Annotated in this window: 15 protein-coding genes; all 15 read left to right on the top strand. The window is 32.9% G+C overall.

From position 1 onward, the window contains the following. Nucleotides 1-71 precede the first annotated feature (71 nt). The 15 genes from C8P67_RS00260 (at nt 72) to C8P67_RS00190 (ending at nt 16,871) form a co-directional block, all read left to right on the top strand. The gene (locus C8P67_RS00260; RefSeq protein WP_170141381.1) at nt 72-1,274 is read left to right on the top strand and encodes a beta-ketoacyl-[acyl-carrier-protein] synthase family protein; all 1,203 of its coding nucleotides are present in this window, start codon (nt 72-74) and stop codon (nt 1,272-1,274) included. Nucleotides 1,275-1,284: 10 nt separating this feature from the next. Then, a complete protein-coding gene (locus C8P67_RS00255) occupies nt 1,285-2,349 on the top strand; it encodes a beta-ketoacyl synthase chain length factor (protein WP_115809189.1) in 1,065 nt (354 codons plus the stop codon). Beyond that, nucleotides 2,346-3,119: a polysaccharide deacetylase family protein gene (locus tag C8P67_RS00250; RefSeq protein ID WP_245980348.1), complete on the top strand. Its 774-nt coding sequence runs from the start codon at nt 2,346-2,348 to the stop codon at nt 3,117-3,119. Before C8P67_RS00255 ends, C8P67_RS00250 begins: the two co-directional genes overlap by 4 nt. Next, complete coding sequence (locus tag C8P67_RS00245) at nt 3,109-3,744, top strand: outer membrane lipoprotein carrier protein LolA (RefSeq protein WP_115809185.1); 636 nt, start codon at nt 3,109-3,111, stop codon at nt 3,742-3,744. Before C8P67_RS00250 ends, C8P67_RS00245 begins: the two co-directional genes overlap by 11 nt. Then, entirely contained in the window at nt 3,722-4,345 is a 624-nt protein-coding gene (locus C8P67_RS00240) for a hypothetical protein (RefSeq protein WP_245980347.1), read from the top strand. Before C8P67_RS00245 ends, C8P67_RS00240 begins: the two co-directional genes overlap by 23 nt. Before the next feature lie 8 nt (nt 4,346-4,353). Continuing rightward, nucleotides 4,354-4,968, top strand: a complete 615-nt coding sequence (locus tag C8P67_RS00235) for an outer membrane beta-barrel protein (protein ID WP_115809181.1) — start codon at nt 4,354-4,356, stop codon at nt 4,966-4,968. An 8-nt stretch (nt 4,969-4,976) separates the two neighbouring features. Further along, the gene (locus tag C8P67_RS00230) at nt 4,977-5,627 is read left to right on the top strand and encodes an outer membrane beta-barrel protein (RefSeq protein WP_115809179.1); all 651 of its coding nucleotides are present in this window, start codon (nt 4,977-4,979) and stop codon (nt 5,625-5,627) included. A 3-nt stretch (nt 5,628-5,630) separates the two neighbouring features. Then, complete coding sequence (locus tag C8P67_RS00225) at nt 5,631-6,002, top strand: 3-hydroxyacyl-ACP dehydratase (RefSeq protein WP_115809177.1); 372 nt, start codon at nt 5,631-5,633, stop codon at nt 6,000-6,002. 32 nt (nt 6,003-6,034) lie between these two features. Next, nucleotides 6,035-6,517 carry a hypothetical protein gene (locus C8P67_RS00220; RefSeq protein ID WP_115809175.1) on the top strand — a complete coding sequence of 161 codons (483 nt, stop codon included), beginning with the start codon at nt 6,035-6,037 and terminating at the stop codon, nt 6,515-6,517. Nucleotides 6,518-6,532: 15 nt separating this feature from the next. Beyond that, complete coding sequence (locus C8P67_RS00215) at nt 6,533-7,729, top strand: DUF2062 domain-containing protein (protein ID WP_115809173.1); 1,197 nt, start codon at nt 6,533-6,535, stop codon at nt 7,727-7,729. Further along, nucleotides 7,719-11,405: a 1-acyl-sn-glycerol-3-phosphate acyltransferase gene (locus C8P67_RS00210; RefSeq protein WP_115809171.1), complete on the top strand. Its 3,687-nt coding sequence runs from the start codon at nt 7,719-7,721 to the stop codon at nt 11,403-11,405. Before C8P67_RS00215 ends, C8P67_RS00210 begins: the two co-directional genes overlap by 11 nt. Further along, nucleotides 11,402-12,916, top strand: coding sequence for a phytoene desaturase family protein (locus C8P67_RS00205; RefSeq protein ID WP_115809169.1), 1,515 nt, complete (start codon nt 11,402-11,404; stop codon nt 12,914-12,916). The genes C8P67_RS00210 and C8P67_RS00205 overlap by 4 nt, the downstream gene beginning before the upstream one ends. Nucleotides 12,917-12,978: 62 nt before the next feature. Continuing rightward, nucleotides 12,979-14,646 (top strand): C45 family autoproteolytic acyltransferase/hydolase, encoded by a 1,668-nt coding sequence (locus tag C8P67_RS00200; protein WP_115809167.1) that lies wholly within the window; start codon nt 12,979-12,981, stop codon nt 14,644-14,646. Beyond that, the gene (locus C8P67_RS00195) at nt 14,646-15,956 is read left to right on the top strand and encodes an AMP-binding protein (protein WP_115809165.1); all 1,311 of its coding nucleotides are present in this window, start codon (nt 14,646-14,648) and stop codon (nt 15,954-15,956) included. Before C8P67_RS00200 ends, C8P67_RS00195 begins: the two co-directional genes overlap by 1 nt. 315 nt (nt 15,957-16,271) lie before the next feature. Continuing rightward, on the top strand, nt 16,272-16,871 hold the full coding sequence (locus C8P67_RS00190) for a murein L,D-transpeptidase catalytic domain-containing protein (RefSeq protein WP_115809163.1): 600 nt from the start codon (nt 16,272-16,274) through the stop codon (nt 16,869-16,871). Nucleotides 16,872-16,891: the final 20 nt, after the last annotated feature.

Here is a 16,891-nt window from a genome sequence, read left to right as displayed (position 1 = left end):
TAAGTTCATTAAAAAAGGTTAATGCAGATTAAGTATTCCACAATCTAAATTTTAAAATTTAAAATATAAAAATGAGTATAGGTGTCGCCATTACTGGAATGGGTATTATTTCTTCAATTGGAAATTCAGTTGAGGAAAATTATAACGCATTACTGAATAGCCAGGTGGGAATTACAACAATCGAAAATATTGTGACCGTTCATGCCGATGTTATCAAGGTGGGTGAAATTAAAAAAACCAATCAGGAATTAATGGATGAGCTGGGTTTAGGGAAAGACAATAATTTCTCCCGAACTGCCATGCTTGGAACCATTGCAGCCAAACAAGCGGTAAAAGATGCTGGAATTACTTCTATAAACGAATATAAAACAGGATTAATCTCGGCTACGAGCGTGGGCGGAATGGATATGACCGAACGCTATTACCACGAATATTTTGAAAATCCCGATATTGTAAAATACATCAGCAGTCATAATGCAGGCGACAATACCGATAAAATTGCAAAGGAATTGGGTTTGGAAGGTTTTGTAACGACCATCAGCACTGCCTGTTCTTCGGCAGCGAATGCCATAATGCTGGGAGCCAGAATGATAAAATCCGGTAAATTGGATCGTGTTATTGTAGGTGGAACAGATGCGATGTCTAAGTTTACTATCAATGGATTTAAAACGCTGATGATTTTATCGGATGGCTATAATAAACCATTTGATGATAATCGAAAAGGATTAAATCTGGGGGAAGCAGCTGCTTTTTTGGTTTTGGAATCAGAGGAATTGATTAAAAAGGAAAACAAAAAAGTTTTGGCAAGAGTTTCGGGTTATGCCAATGCAAATGATGCTTTTCATCAAACTGCTTCTTCAGAAAATGGAGATGGAGCTTTTCTGGCAATGGAAAAGGCATTTAAGGCTGCCCAATTGAAGCCAGAGCAAATCGATTATGTAAATGTTCACGGTACTGCAACTCCTAATAATGATTTATCCGAAGGTCGGGCAATGATCCGGTTGTTTGGTGAAAATAAGGTTCCCGATTTCAGTTCTACTAAGCCTTTTACAGGACATACACTGGCCGCAGCTGCCGCTATTGAAGCGGTGTATAGTGTGCTGGCGATTCAAAATAACGCCGTTTTCCCAAATTTGAATTTTGAGACACCAATGGCCGAGTTTAATTTGGTGCCACAAACGACTTTAAAACATAAAAAAATAGAACATGTGCTTTCCAATTCTTTTGGATTTGGAGGAAATTGTTCGACACTGATATTTTCTAAAAGCGAATAATACATTGATAATGAATAAGATTTATATAAATGGATTAGGCTGCATTTCTACTCAAAAGACTTTTGATACTCTTTTCCTTGAAGAATCGGCAGTAAATGAAGTGGATACTATTTTATCTATTCATCAGCCTGTTTATAAGGAATTTATATCTCCGGTAGCCAGCAGAAGAATGGCAAAAGGAGTCAAAAACGGTATAGTTGCTTCGACTCTAGCTTTGCGGGAAGCCCAGCTGGAAACCGTTGATGCTATTATCACTGGAACCGGAATGGGCTGTATTGAAGATTCTGAGAAATTTTTGAAGGCCATTTTGGATAATAACGAAGAGTTTTTAACTCCTACTTCTTTTATTCAATCGACACATAATACTGTTGGTGGTCAAATTGCTTTGGGACTGCAATGCAAAGCCTATAATCTGACGTATGTAAATGGTTCTATTTCTTTTGAGTCGGCACTTTTTGATGCCAAAATGATGATGGAAGAAAATGATGCTTCTTCCGTATTGGTTGGTGGAATAGATGAAACTGCCGATTATACAATGTCCCTTTTCAGGCTTGCAGGTTTTATAAAAAATGAAAACCAAGGACTTGATTCATTTTTAAAAAGTACAACCAAAGGTGTTGTTTTTGGTGAAGGAGCCACCTTTTTTGTAGTTGAAAAAGAAAAGAAAGCAACATCAATAGCTGCTGTTTTGGATGTTGAAATTCTGAATGCATTAGAAATTGATAAAATTGAAAATAAAATCGGTTCTTTTTTGGCCTCCAACAATTTGAAATTTATCGATATTGATGCTGTAGTTTTGGGTTATAATGGAGATATGGATTCCGATGCATATTATAAAATTTTATCAGAAGTGACTTTTGCAAACACACCACAGGTTTATTACAAACATTTGAGTGGCGAATACGATACTGCTTCGGCATTTGGATTGTGGGTTGGAACTAAAATTATTCAGACTCAAAGTATTCCCGATATTGTAAAAATAAATACAATAGATAAAGAAACATATAAAACGATTTTGTTGTACAATCAACGCAACGGAATAGACCATAGTTTTACTTTAATTTCAAGCTGTTGAAGCATATTTTAACAAATATATTTTTTATTGTACTGCTTTTGCTTCTTGCTTTGGCAAGCTTTTATGAAGTAATCGATTTCAAGTATTTTGTATTTGTTAGTTTTTTGTGGTTTACCATTGTGTTTATCGGGTCTTCCTTTATTGGCTCAAATTACCATGTAAAAACCTTTTGCAGTAATCCTTCGATAACTGAAAGAAAAATTGCAATCACCTTTGATGACGGTCCAAATGAAATGACAATTGCTGTTTTGGAAGTTTTAAAAAAGTATAATGCCAAGGCTGCATTTTTTTGCATTGGTAAAAATATCGAATCACATCCTGAAATTTTAAAAGAAACCATAAAGCAAGGGCACACAATAGGAAACCATTCGTACAGTCATTCTCCTTTTTTTGATTTTTACAATAAAACAAAAGTCATCGCCGAAATAGAGAAAACAGATGCTTTGATCGAAGCTCTTTTAGGAAAGAAAACTACTTTGTTTAGACCACCTTATGGCGTTACTAATCCTTCCATTCGTAAAGCATTAGCAGTAACCCAACATAAAACCATTGGATGGAATATCAGGTCTCTTGATGGAATTATTAGAAACAGAAAGTTTTTATTGGACAGAATAATTAAAAGAATTAAACCGGGAGGAATCGTACTTTTGCACGACACTTCTATCGAAACGGTGAATGTGCTGGAGCAGTTGCTCTTTTTTTTAGAAAAAAACAATTACAGTGTTGTTCCTTTAGAAGAACTCCTGAATATAAAAGCGTATGAAAACTAAAATTTTTATAATAGTATTTTTTTTAAATGTTTGTCAATTTCAGTCTTGGTCTCAAGAGCAAAAGATGAGTGACGGTGAAATTACTGCTTTCAAGCAATCTGTGGCTGTTGTGTCAAAAAAAATAAAGACTTTGAGTACTGATTTTGTGCAGTACAAGCATCTTGATTTTCTGTCGAAAGATATTGAAACTTCAGGAAAAATGATTTTCAAGGAGCCTTATTCCTTGCTTTGGCAATATAAAAAGCCATACAATTATTCAATCGTTTTTAAGAACGGAAAGATACTTATCAATGACGAGGGAAAGAAAAGTGCCGTGGATATTGGAAGCAGTAAATTGTTTGGGAAAATCAACAAATTGATTGTCGGAAGCGTTAGCGGGGATTTATTTGATGACAAGGAATTCTCTATTTCATATTTTAAAAATAAAGAGCAAAACATCGCTAAGTTTATTCCGAAAGATGCGACTCTAAAAAAATATATCAAGCAAATCGATTTAACTTTTGACAAAGAAGATGCGACTGTGATTCAGGTTAAATTATTGGAATCCTCCGCAGATTATACCCGAATTGTCTTAAAAAATAAAGTAATCAATGCCAAAGTCGATGAAGCTTCTTTTTCGAATTAGTATCATAGCTTTTTTATTGGCATCATGTGCCGGTAATAAGATAGTTAAGGATTACAAAGCCGTGCCTTTGGAAACAACCGTTTTCGAAGTTCCCTATTTTTCAAATCAGGAAATAGATTATGTGTATAAAGCTAATATTTCAGTCTATGGAAATGAGCTGACAGGCATTTTTATTGCAAAAAAAATAAACGATACTACTCATAGAATTGTTTTTACTACCGAATTTGGCAATAAGCTGCTCGATTTTGAAATTTCCGAATCAGATTATAAAGTCAATTTTATTCTGGAAGAATTGGATAGAAAGTTATTGATAAATACTTTGGTAGCGGATTTCAGATTGCTTTTACGAAGTCATTATACCACAAGCAATCAATTTGATAACGGCGAGGAAAGCGTTTATGAGACTTTGGATAAAAATAAAATGAATTATTTATACGTTTCGAAAACGACAAATAAATTAAGTAAAATTGTACACGCTACTAAAAGAAAAGCAAAAATTAACCTCTATTTTACTTCTAAAAATGATATTTTTGCCGATAAGATTATCATCGAACATAAAAACATAAAATTAAAAATTGAACTAAACTATTTTAACCAATAACTGAAATTATGAATAAGAAAAATCAACAAAACAAAGGGATTCTTGTTTTACTTTTTATTCTTTTTGGAATATTAAATTCTCAAGCACAAGTGACTTTTAAACCTGGACTTAGAGCAGGAGCCAATTTTTCTCACTTTACAGAGGGAGATGACTATTATTATGACGGCGAAAATAATTCGGATACCAGACGTTTTGATAATTATTCTTCAATAACAAATTTTTATGTAGGTTTTTATGGTGCTTTAAAATTAGCAAAACACTATACTTTGCAACCCGAAATCAACTATTCAGCTCAAGGTTCTGATTATTCAGCACCAGATATAAGTAAAAAATTTAAAGTTGATTATTTGTGTTTACAGGTGATGAATAAATTTACATTTGCGGATAGGTTTAATATTCATTTAGGTCCAACTCTTGAATTTGTTGTTGATAAAAATTTTAATGTAGAATCTGATGTTGATTTGGCGTTTGTATTAGGAACAGGTATTAATATAACTCCGAATTTTGGAATTGAATTAAGAGCAAAAAAAGGAATTGTTCCAGTAATCGATTTTTGGGATAATAATAGTCATACGAATGTTGTGTTTTCAGTAGGTGCGACATATACATTTGATGTAAAATAAGGTAAGATATGAAAAGAAGAGTAATTACTATTATTTGTTTGGTGCTAATTGGAATTTTTCAATCAAATGCACAGGTGACTTTAAAACCAGGAGTAAAAGGAGGTGTTGTTTTTTCCAGACTAACAAATTTTGATTCGGATTTTAAAACAGGTTTTTATCTGGGAGGTCAATTAGCTATTAAATTTAATAAGTTATATACTTTACAGCCAGAAATAGTGTATTCACAACAAGGGGCAAATTCAAATTATAGTGCTTTACTTATAGATGATTATTACAATCCAAACATAATGACTGTAAATAATTCTGTAAAGCATTCACTTGACTATCTTTCATTAAGTGCTATCAGTAAATTTTCTTTTGGAACTGGATTCCATGTTATTGTTGGGCCTTCATTAGATTTTAAGGTTCATGATAATTTTGAAAAAAGCTATTTTTATAACGATTCTCCAATAGGATTTGATTTCGCTATTGTTGGAGGATTTGGATATTCATTTTCTAATGGTTTGTCTTTTGATGCTCGTTTTAAACAAGGTATGGTAGATATTTATGGTAATAACTATAATACAAATGTCGATAACAATAATAATGGTAATTATGACGAAGTTGTTTTGAATCAATCATTTCAGCTTGGTTTGTCTTATTCATTTGATTTAAAATAAAGTATGTTATTAAAAGATTTTTATAAAATAATTTCATTAGAAAACACTGCTGATTCTAAGTATAAAGCACAAATCATAATCAATGAAAAACATGATGTTTTTCAAGGGCATTTTCCTGGAAATCCTGTTATGCCAGGCGTTTGCATGATTCAGATTATAAAAGAGTTAACTGAGCAAATTACTACATGTTCATTGTTTATGGAATCTTTGAGTAATGTTAAATTTATGGCTTTAATTAATCCATTCGTACATCCTGATTTGCTTTTAGAATTAGATATAATTACAACGTATGATAATATGGTTAAGGTTAAAAATGTTAGCTATTTTGACCAAACGGTTGCCTTGAAATTAAGTTGTGTTTATAAAAAAGTTTAATAAATACTGTACCTGTTTTTAATTTTGTTGTCATGAAGACTACTTTTCTGTTTATATTCTTTTTTTTCGCAAATCCTTCGGTTACCGAAATCAGGAAGTTATATAAGACTGCAGCTACAACGGAAAGCGTTGCTAAAGATATGGCTGCAAAGCTGGCAGATGTTACTAAAGAGGACAACAATAAAGTATTGGTTGCCTATAAGGGAGCATCAATAATTATTCTTTCTAAACTGGAAAAAAAAGTAGCCGATAAATCTAAAAAATTCAAGGAAGGAGCAGCCTTATTGGAATATGCAATAACAGCTGAGCCTAATACGATTGAGATTCGAATGATTCGCTTGAGTATTCAGGAGAATGTTCCCAAAATAGTTAATTATAGAGGGAATAAAAAAGAAGATAAAAAGTTTTTATTGGATCATTATAAAGAGCAGACAGGAGCTTTAAAAGCATATGTTGGTGATTTTATTTCACAGTCCAATAGTTTTACCGCTATTGAAAAACAATTGGTTGAATAGCTTAAGAATTAAAAAATGAATACTAGTTTTTTAGAAGCAAAACGTATGGATCAGCATAAGGTTTGTGTTATTATCCCAACGTATAATAATCATAAAACCTTAAAAAGGGTTATCGATTCGGTTTTGCAATATACTGCTGCTATTATTATTGTAAATGATGGTTCTACAGATAGTACCGTTGAAATTCTGAAGGAGTATTCAAACTTGGTTCAAATTCACCATCCTAAAAATTCAGGAAAAGGATTGGCACTTCGAAATGGCTTTAAGAAAGCTTTGACATTGGATTACGATTACGCTATTACAATTGATTCCGACGGTCAGCATTTTGCATCTGATATTCCGTTTTTTTTAAATAATCTAGAAACAGATCCAGATGCGCTTTTGATTGGTAGCCGCAATATGGTTCAGGAAAACGTCCCTAAAAAGAGCAGTTTCGGAAATAAATTTTCAAATTTTTGGTTTTGGTTCGAGACCGGAAATAAATTGGAAGACACTCAATCGGGTTTTAGATTATATCCTTTGCGAAAAATTCCGGTTCATTATTACACAAACAAATTTGAGTTTGAAATCGAGGTTATTGTTCGCTCTGCTTGGAAAGACATACCTGTAAAGAACATTCCAGTTCAGGTTTTGTATGATCCGAAAGAACGGGTTTCGCATTTTAGACCCTTTAAAGATTTTACCCGAATTAGTATTCTTAATACAGTTTTGGTTATTATCGCTTTGGTGTATATTAAGCCTAGAGATTTTTTTAGAAAACTAAAAAAAAAAGGACTTAAACAATTTTTTCTAGAAAATGTACTCGAAAGCAATGATTCGAAAACCCGAAAATCGGCTTCAATAGCATTGGGAGTTTTTATTGGAATCTGTCCTTTTTGGGGATTTCAAACTATTTTGGTATTGTTTTTGGCTGTTTTGCTAAAGCTTAATAAAGCTATTGCTTTCGCATTTTCCAATATAAGTTTTCCTCCTTTCATTCCTTTTATTATTTATGGTTCACTCAAGATTGGAAGTTATTTTATTAGCAGCAGTAAGCCATTGGTATTAGACATGGGTATTACTTTTGAGGATATCCAAAAAAATATTGCTCAATATCTTGTTGGAAGTTTTATTTTAGCGACTTTTATGGCCGCCTTTTTTGGTCTTACAAGTTATTTGTTATTGACTTTGGTTGATAACCTAAAACATAAAAAACAGCTGCATGCAAAATAAGTTATTCGATTTATATTCATTTATTACTTCCAGAAAACTCCTTTCGTTTGGTGTAGCCATTTCGATTGTACTTGTTTTGGGATTCTTGGCTTTTAGAATCTCTTTTCAGGAAAATATAAATCAATTAATACCTTCCAATGACAAGTCCGGTATAACTTCTAAAGTGTTGGATCAGGTTAATTTTGCTGATAAGATTACAATTATAATTTCTACCAAAGAAAATGGTTCATCGGAGAATCTTACCGAGTATGCTAATGTCTTTTTAGATAGTCTGGAACCTTGTAAACCTTATATTTCCAAAGTTCAGGGCAAGATTGAAGAAGAAAATATTCAGGAAACTTTTGATTTTGTATATGATAATCTGCCACTATTTCTGGATCAGAAGGATTATGAGCATATCCAAAGTAAACTGCATAAAGACAGCATTGCCAATACTGTCGCTGCCGATTATAAATCGATAATTTCTCCTGCCGGACTGGTATCCAAGGATTTTATTTTGAAAGACCCGCTGGGTATTTCTTTTATTGCCCTAAAAAAAATGGAGCAGTTAAGTGTAGGTGATGACTTTGCTATCCAAAACGGATTTGTTTTAACCAAGGACAAGAAAAATTTATTGCTTTTCATTACGCCCAAATTAGCGACGAATGAAACGGATCAAAACACATTTTTTATCAGTAATTTGAATAAAATCAAGGCAAATTTAAATCGACAGTTTAGAGGTAAGGCAGAGATGAGTTATTTTGGGGCGACACCTGTAGCTGTTGCCAATGCTACGCAAATTAAGTCGGATGTTCAAAACACATCTATATTTGCGGGAGTTACCTTGATTTTGATACTGGCTTTTTTCTACAGAAGCATCACTACTCCAATAATCATTTTTATTCCGTCATTGCTCGGGGCCTTGTTTGCCTTGGCGGTTTTGTACGTCTGCAAAGGAAGCATATCAGCTATTTCTTTAGGAATAAGTTCTATTTTACTGGGAGAAACCACGGATTATTCGATATATGTTTTAACCCATTTGAGAAACAACAGGAATGTAAAATTGGTTTTTAAGGATATTACAAGGCCGTTATTGCTTTGCGGAATTACTACGTCAATTACGTTTTTATGTTTGTTTTTCATCAAGTCGGAAGCATTGCAGGATTTGGGTATTTTCGCAGGATTGAGTGTAGTTGCTACTACTGTTTTTTCTATAATCCTAATTCCGGTTTTGTATAAGTTTGATTCTAAAAAGCTTATTCAAAAACCAAATTTGATTGATAGTTTAGGCGCATTTTCGTATCATAAAAGTAAGTTTCTGATAGGTTTAATGTTGGCATTGCTAATTGTCTCGCTTTTTACGTATTCAAAAGTTACGTTTAATAATGATCTTTCGGATTTGAATTTCATGACTCCCGAGTTGAAAGTGAATGAAAAGAAATTAGATAAAATTGCCAATAGCAATGATTCCAAATCTATTTATTTGGCTACTTACGGTAAAAGTTATGATGAAGTTATAGCCAAGAATAATACTCTTTTTAAAGTACTGGAAAAAGATAAGGCAGGGAAGGGTATATTGAATTTCAGTTCAATCGGTGGAATTGTTTTTTCTGCCGATGTTCAAAAGCAAAAAATCAATGAATGGAATTCTTTTTGGGATTCGCAGAAAAAAGCAAATTTGAATCAGGCATTAATTAGCGAAGGAAGTCATTATGGCTTTAAGGCTGATGCTTTTTCAGGTTTTTTTGATTTGCTTGACAAAAGCTTTAAGCCAGTTACAATTGATGAATATCTTAGAGTGAAATCTTTTTTTCTGGATGAATTTGTGGCACAAAAAAATGGATTTTTTACTATTTCCACCTTAGTGAAAGTCACCAATGAAAAAAGAGATGTTTTTGTAAATCAAATTAAAAAACAGTCCAATTTGGTTGTGATTGACAGACAGGAAACTAACGAAACATTTTTGGCAACGTTAAAAATGAATTTCGAAAATCTCGTTGATTATTCTTTTATCGCGGTATTTTTAGTTCTCATAATAGCTTTTAGAAGAATAGAATTGGCTATAATCAGTATCATTCCAATACTTATCAGCTGGATTTTTACGACAGGTCTTATGGGGCTTTTCGGATTGCAGTTTAATGTAGTTAACATCATCGTTTGTACGTTGATTTTTGGAATAGGAGTAGATTACAGCATTTTTATGACTACGGCGTTACAAAAGGAATTTACATTCGGAAAAATTGAATTACCAAGTTACAGAACCTCAATTTTACTATCGGTAGCAACCACGATTTTGGGAATGGGAGTGCTTGTTTTTGCCAAACATCCTGCACTAAAATCGATATCATTGATTGCCATTATCGGAATATTTTCGGCGCTGATGATCACATTTATTATTCAGCCGTTGGTTTTTCATTTTTTTATAACCAATAGAGTAAAAAAAGGAAAAGCTCCGTATGAAATTAAGCGATTGGTACACTCCGCTCTGTCATTTACCTATTTCGGATTAGGATGCGTAGTATTGTCATTGGGAAGTGCCATTTTGATGGTAATTTTGCCTTTTTCAAAAAAATCAAAACTGAGAGGATTTCATTTTTTGATGTCAAAATTTATGAATTCAGTCTTGGCAAGTTATCATTCGATAAAAAGAAAAATAGATAATCCTTCACAAGAAACCTTTGATAAACCTGCCGTAATTATTGCCAATCATAGTTCTTTCCTCGATATTTTGGCTGTTGGAATGTTGAGTCCAAAAATTATTTTCTTGGTAAGTGATTGGGTTTATAATTCTCCGGTTTTCGGGAAAGGAGTCCGTTTGGCTGGATTTTATCCCGTGTCAAATGGTGTGGATAATAGCGTAGAACATTTGCGAGCCAAAGTGCAGGAAGGCTTTTCCATAATGGTTTTTCCAGAGGGTACACGATCTGAGGATAATGCGATTAAGCGATTTCATAAAGGCGCTTTTTATTTGGCAGAACAATTAGAATTGGATATAGTTCCAGTGCTCATTCACGGATATTCCGAAGTTTTGCCCAAAGGTGATTTTGTTATCAATGGTGGAAATACGACGGTAACTATTTTGGATAGAATTAAGTTTGATGATACTACTTTTGGCACAAATTCAGCCGAGAGAACTAAAAAAATAAGCAGTTTCTTTAAACTACATTATAAAAATCTGCGTTTGGAATTAGAAGGCGTAGATTATTTTAAGGCTAAGCTGATAAATAGTTATGCTTTCAAGGAAATTCATATAGTAAAAGCGATAAAAGAGAATATTAATCAAAATTTACAACTATATTTTGATCTAAATAAATGGATTGATTCTAAAGCTAAAATAGTTCATTTTGCGAATGATTATGGACAATTGGATATACTTTTGGCATTACAGGAAGCTCAAAGAAAAATTGATTCGGTTATTCTTTCAGAAGAAAATAGAGCGATTGCAAAAACCAATTATATACTAAAGAAAAGAAAGATTCATTATTTGGTTCCAGATAAATTGAGTATTCTAAAAAATTATGATGTAGTATTGATTTCGAATGAAGAGGCAGTAACCAATTTGGTTGGAGTATGTAATTTGGCAAGCACTATAATCATATTGAAAAATAAAAACTTAAAAGAATTAATAGCGTCGTTTGGTTTCCAAATTGAACATGAAACTGAAGAAATGATTGTACTAAAGAAAGTGATAGGATGAAAAAGCATTATGATGTTGTTATAATCGGAAGTGGATTAGGTGGGCTTGTTTCGGCTATCATTTTAGCTAAAGAAGGTTATAGCGTTTGTGTGCTGGAAAAGAACAATCAGTTTGGAGGCAATTTGCAGACGTTTGTTCGCGATAAAACGATTTTTGACACAGGAATCCATTACATTGGAGGATTAAGCGAAGGGCAGAATTTATATCGATATTTCAAGTACATTGGAATTATGGATAGCCTTAATCTCAAAAAAATGGATGAAGACGGATATGATATAATTTCTTTTGAAGATGTAGATATGGAATTTCCACATGCCCAAGGGTATGAGAATTTTACGAATCAGTTAATTAAGTTTTTTCCAGACGAAAGGGAAGCTATAAATAAATATTGTGAAGCAATTATTAACACTTGCGATACATTTCCCCTTTATAATTTAAGTGCTGAAGGACGTTATGACAACGATATCCTTTCTGTAAATGCAAAAGACTTTATAGCAAGTCTTACTGACAATAAAATGCTGCAGGCCGTTTTTGCGGGATCCAATTTTTTATACGCAGGAAGTGGCGAAAAATCCCCTTTTTATGTACATGCTCTCACGGTTAATACCTATATGCAGAGTTCGTGGCGCTGCATAAACGGTGGCAGCCAAATTACAAAACAGTTGATAAAACAGCTTAAAAACTATGGTGGAGTTGTTTTCAAATACAAAGATGTTAATCAGTTGGTTGTCGAAGACAATTCTATTACCACGGCCAAAATGAAAGATGGCACGAGTGTGGCAGGAAAATATTTTATATCAAATATAGATCCCAAGATTACCTTGAAATTAGCAGGAGAGAACCATTTTAGGAAAGCCTTTGTCAATAGGATTTCGAGTTTGGAAGGCAGTATTTCCGCTTTTAGCTTATACGTCGTTTTTAAACCAAAAACCTTTAAGTACTTAAACAAGAATTATTACCATTGTAAAAATAGCAGTGAAGTCTGGGATGCTCAAAATTACAATGAGGAAAATTGGCCAAAAGCTTTTATGGCTTCGATGAACGCTTCCAAAAAAGATGATGGATGGGCAGAGGGAATGACTTTTATTACTTATATGAAGTATTCTGATTTGCAGCCATGGAAAGATACCTTCAATACCGTAGCCGATGTTAATGATAGAGGCGAAAGCTATGAGGATTTTAAAACTCGTAAAACGAATCGTTTCCTGGAGGAAATAGAGAAAAAATTTCCTGGAATAAAAGACTGTATAAAATCGGTTCATACTTCTACGCCATTGTCATACAGGGATTATATTGGAGGATATAATGGAAATATGTATGGATATGAGAAAGATTGTGAAAATCCAATGAAGACATTTATTCCATCAAAAACAAAGTTGGATAATTTATATCTAACAGGTCAAAGTATCAACATGCATGGCGTTTTAGGCGTTACCATTGGTGCGGTTGTTACGTGTTCAGAGATTTTAGGGAAAGATTATTTGATAAACAAAATTAATCAGGAAGTATAGTGAAATAAACGGAACATTGTCATAATGTTTATTAACCAATCGAGAATCAAGAATAGTAGAATATGAAAAAATTGATAGTATATATTTTTTTCCTTGCCTTATTCCTTGCTTCTTGCGGTACTTCAAAGTCGATGCGTCATCAGCCAGAAATAGGGTCGTATAATAATACAATACCTGTTGTTAAAAAACAATCCGATACCGTTTTTTATACTGGAAATAATTTTTTGCTCAAAAATAAGCAAAACTTATGGGAGCTTTATGTCGAAGGCGATCCATTGGAAAGAGGATTGGCTATTGGCAGTCTGACGGATTCTTTGTTAAAAAAACAAGAGCATATCTTTTTTGATAAGATAAATGAATTAATCCCTTCGAATTTTAAAAAATCATTACTTCGAAATTTCCTAAAATGGTATAATCGAAAATTATATCTCAATGTTGATAATGAGTTTCAAACGGAAATTTATGGGATTTCCCAATATGCGCCTAAGGATTTAAACCATATTGCTCCCTCTTTTCTGAGAGACTTATATCTACATGGTGCTCATGATATAGGTCATGCGGTTCAGGATTTGGCAATGGTAGGCTGTACGTCATTTGCAGTTTGGGGAAATAAATCGGATGATGGAAGTTTGATTTTGGGCAGAAATTTTGATTTTTATGCAGGAGACGATTTTGCAAAAGAAAAAATTGTAGCCTTTATTAATCCAAAAGATGGGTATCCATTTATGATGGTAACTTGGCCTGGAATGATAGGTGCCTGTTCTGGAATGAATGCCGAAGGATTAACAGTAACTATAAATGCGGGTAAATCCAAGATTCCATTAATAGCCAAAACGCCTATTTCTATAGTAACTCGTGAAATTTTGCAATATGCCAAAACCATTGATGAAGCTATTGCTATCGCCAAAAAAAGAAAAGTGTTTGTTTCCGAATCAATTATGGTTGGCAGTGCCAATGATAATAAAGCGGTTTTAATTGAAATTGCGCCAGACAATTTAGGTGTTTTTGAAGCTCCTAATGGTAATGAAATAATTTGTTCCAATCATTTTCAAAGCGAGGGTTTAAAAGATAATAAGAGAAATTTAAATCAAATAAAAGATAGTCATTCCCAATATCGTTTTGACCGAATGACACAATTACTGAATGAGAATCAAAAGATAACACCACAAATTGCTGCCAATATCCTTAGAAATAAGGAAGGAATTGATAATGTACCATTGGGATATGGCAATGAAAAAGCCATTAATCAGCTATTGGCTCACCACGGAATTGTTTTTAAACCAGCCCAGCGATTGGTTTGGGTATCTGCCAGTCCGTATCAACTGGGGGAATTCGTCTGTTATGATTTGAATACAATTTTCAAAAGCAAAAAAGAAGAGACTGTTCCTTTTGTTTCATTAGAAAATCAAGCAATGAATATTTCACCAGATTCATTTTTGAAAACAGAAGCTTATAGAAACTATGTTCAATTTCGCATCGAGGACAAAAAAATGGATTCTTTTTTGGCTAAAAAATCAAATTTGCCTTCAGATCAATATCTGGGTTATTATCAATCTTTAAATCCTGATTATTGGGTTGTTTATTATAAAGCAGGATTGTACTTTTATAAAAATAAAAAATATGATTTGGCTCAAGAACAATTCGAGATAGCATTGACAAAAGAAGTTACTTCACGTGTTGAAAGAGAAAAGATTAGCAATTACTTAAAAAAAACAAAAAGAAAACGATAATGATTCCAAAAATAGAATTAGCTGCCAAAGCCGATATAAAAGCGTTTCAGGAACAAAAACTACAGGAAGTGCTGCAGTATGTAAATGCAAATTCGCCTTTTTACAGCTCTATCTTTGCTAAAAATGATATTGATATTACAACTATAAAAACAATAGAAGATTTAGCTTTATTGCCAGTTACATCAAAGGAAGATTTACAAAAGTATAATGATGATTTTTTATGTGTTCCAAAGAACAAGATTATTGATTATGCGACTACATCTGGTACTTTAGGTGATCCGGTAACTTTTGGATTAACAGATAAAGATTTAGATCGTTTAGCTTATAATGAAGCCATTTCATTTGATTGTGCAGGAATAAAAGAAGGCGATGTGGTACAATTAATGACAACAATTGACCGACGCTTTATGGCTGGGCTTGCTTATTTTCTTGGGCTTAGGAAAATGAAAGCTGGTATCATTCGTGTAGGTGCAGGAATCCCGGAACTGCAATGGGATTCCATCTTAAAATACAAGCCGACTTATTTAATTACCGTTCCTTCTTTTTTGCTGAAAATGATTGAATATGCTGAACAGCATCATATTGATCTTAATAATTCTAGTGTAAAAGGAGCCATTTGTATTGGTGAATCTGTCCGAAATCAAGATTTCAGTGACAATGTGCTGTCTAAAAAAATCACAGATAAATGGAATATTAAATTGTTCTCCACCTATGCATCTACCGAAATGAGTACGGCTTTTACCGAATGCAGTCACGGAATAGGAGGGCATCATCATCCAGAACTAATTATTGTTGAAATATTGGATGAAAACAATATGCCGGTTCAAAATGGTGAATCTGGGGAATTGACCTTTACCACTTTGGGAATTGAAGCTATGCCTTTAATACGTTTCAAAACGGGTGATATTGTGCAATTACATTCTGATTTATGTCCATGCAGCCGAAATACACTTAGGGTAGGTCCGGTTATTGGTAGGAAACAGCAGATGATTAAATACAAAGGAACAACCTTGTATCCGCCGGCAATGAACGATATTCTGAATGACTTTGCTGTTATTGAAAACTATATTATTGAAATAACAACCAATGAAGTAGGTACCGATGAGATTTGGATAAAAATTGCAGTTAAGAATCCCGATTTAAATTTTTTGCAGGAATTAAAAGATCATTTTAGAGCCAAATTACGTGTAACTCCCAAGATTGAATTTACTTCCAATGAAATTTTACTGCCTTTAATTTTTAATCCAATGAGCAGAAAACCAATCCGCTTTTTTGATAATAGAGATTACATCAGTAATTTAAAACAATAACTTTCCTTTTTATGATTTTTTCTACTTCTACTCTAAAATTGAAGAATTTAAGATAAGAAATATCTCTTTAAGAGTAGTTTAATCCCGATAAGATACATTTAGAGCAGGATATTTTAAGATTTATCGCACTAAATAATAATCTTTTATAATATTGAGGAGGTTAAAAGTCTCTTTTTGTCTCTAATAATCATGTTTTTAGGTGTTTATAAAATATTTAACATCATTAGATGGGAATTATATAAGTTTTCTATATAATTTTGTAAAACCAAAAAAAGGATTTTAGGATCTAATTAAAAATCAATTAGCAAATAGCTTATGAAAAAAGTTTTAATTGTTTTGTTTATTTGTCTGAGTTCGTTTACTACCTATAATGGTACTAATAAAAAAGTAACATTAGATGAGCTCGAAGTTCTAAAACTTACTGATCATGTCAATGAAATCAAGTCAATGATAGGAGCTGATCGTAAATACAGTTCCAAAATTGCATTTTTGGTTGACATGAAAATTAAATCCGGGAAAAATCGTTTTTTTGTTTACGACCTTCAAAATAATAAAATATTGGATCAGGGACTCGTTGCAAACGGAATCGGTTCTGAAACGGCTATACGCGGGGATTTAAAATTTAGCAATGTACCGAATTCAAAATGTACTTCGCTGGGAAGATATGCTGTTGAGAAATCTTATGTAGGTATGTTTGGTAAGGCTTTCAGGCTTAATGGTCTGGATGAAACAAATAACAATGCTTTTAAAAGAGCTATAGTATTACATCAATATTCAGCTGTTCCATATGAGGAACAGGATCATTATATTGTTAACAGTCAAGGCTGTCCGATGGTCAATGAAGTATTTTTTAAAAGACTTGAAAAAATAATAGAAAGTTCTGATTCAAAAATCGTACTGTCTGTATATTATTAGTAATAGACATATTGATATAA

The sequence above is a fragment of the Flavobacterium aquicola genome (assembly GCF_003385115.1).
Taxonomy (GTDB): Bacteria; Bacteroidota; Bacteroidia; order Flavobacteriales; family Flavobacteriaceae; genus Flavobacterium; species Flavobacterium aquicola.
The sequence above is the reverse complement of the archived record's forward strand: the minus strand, read 5'-3'. Positions and strand labels throughout refer to the sequence as shown.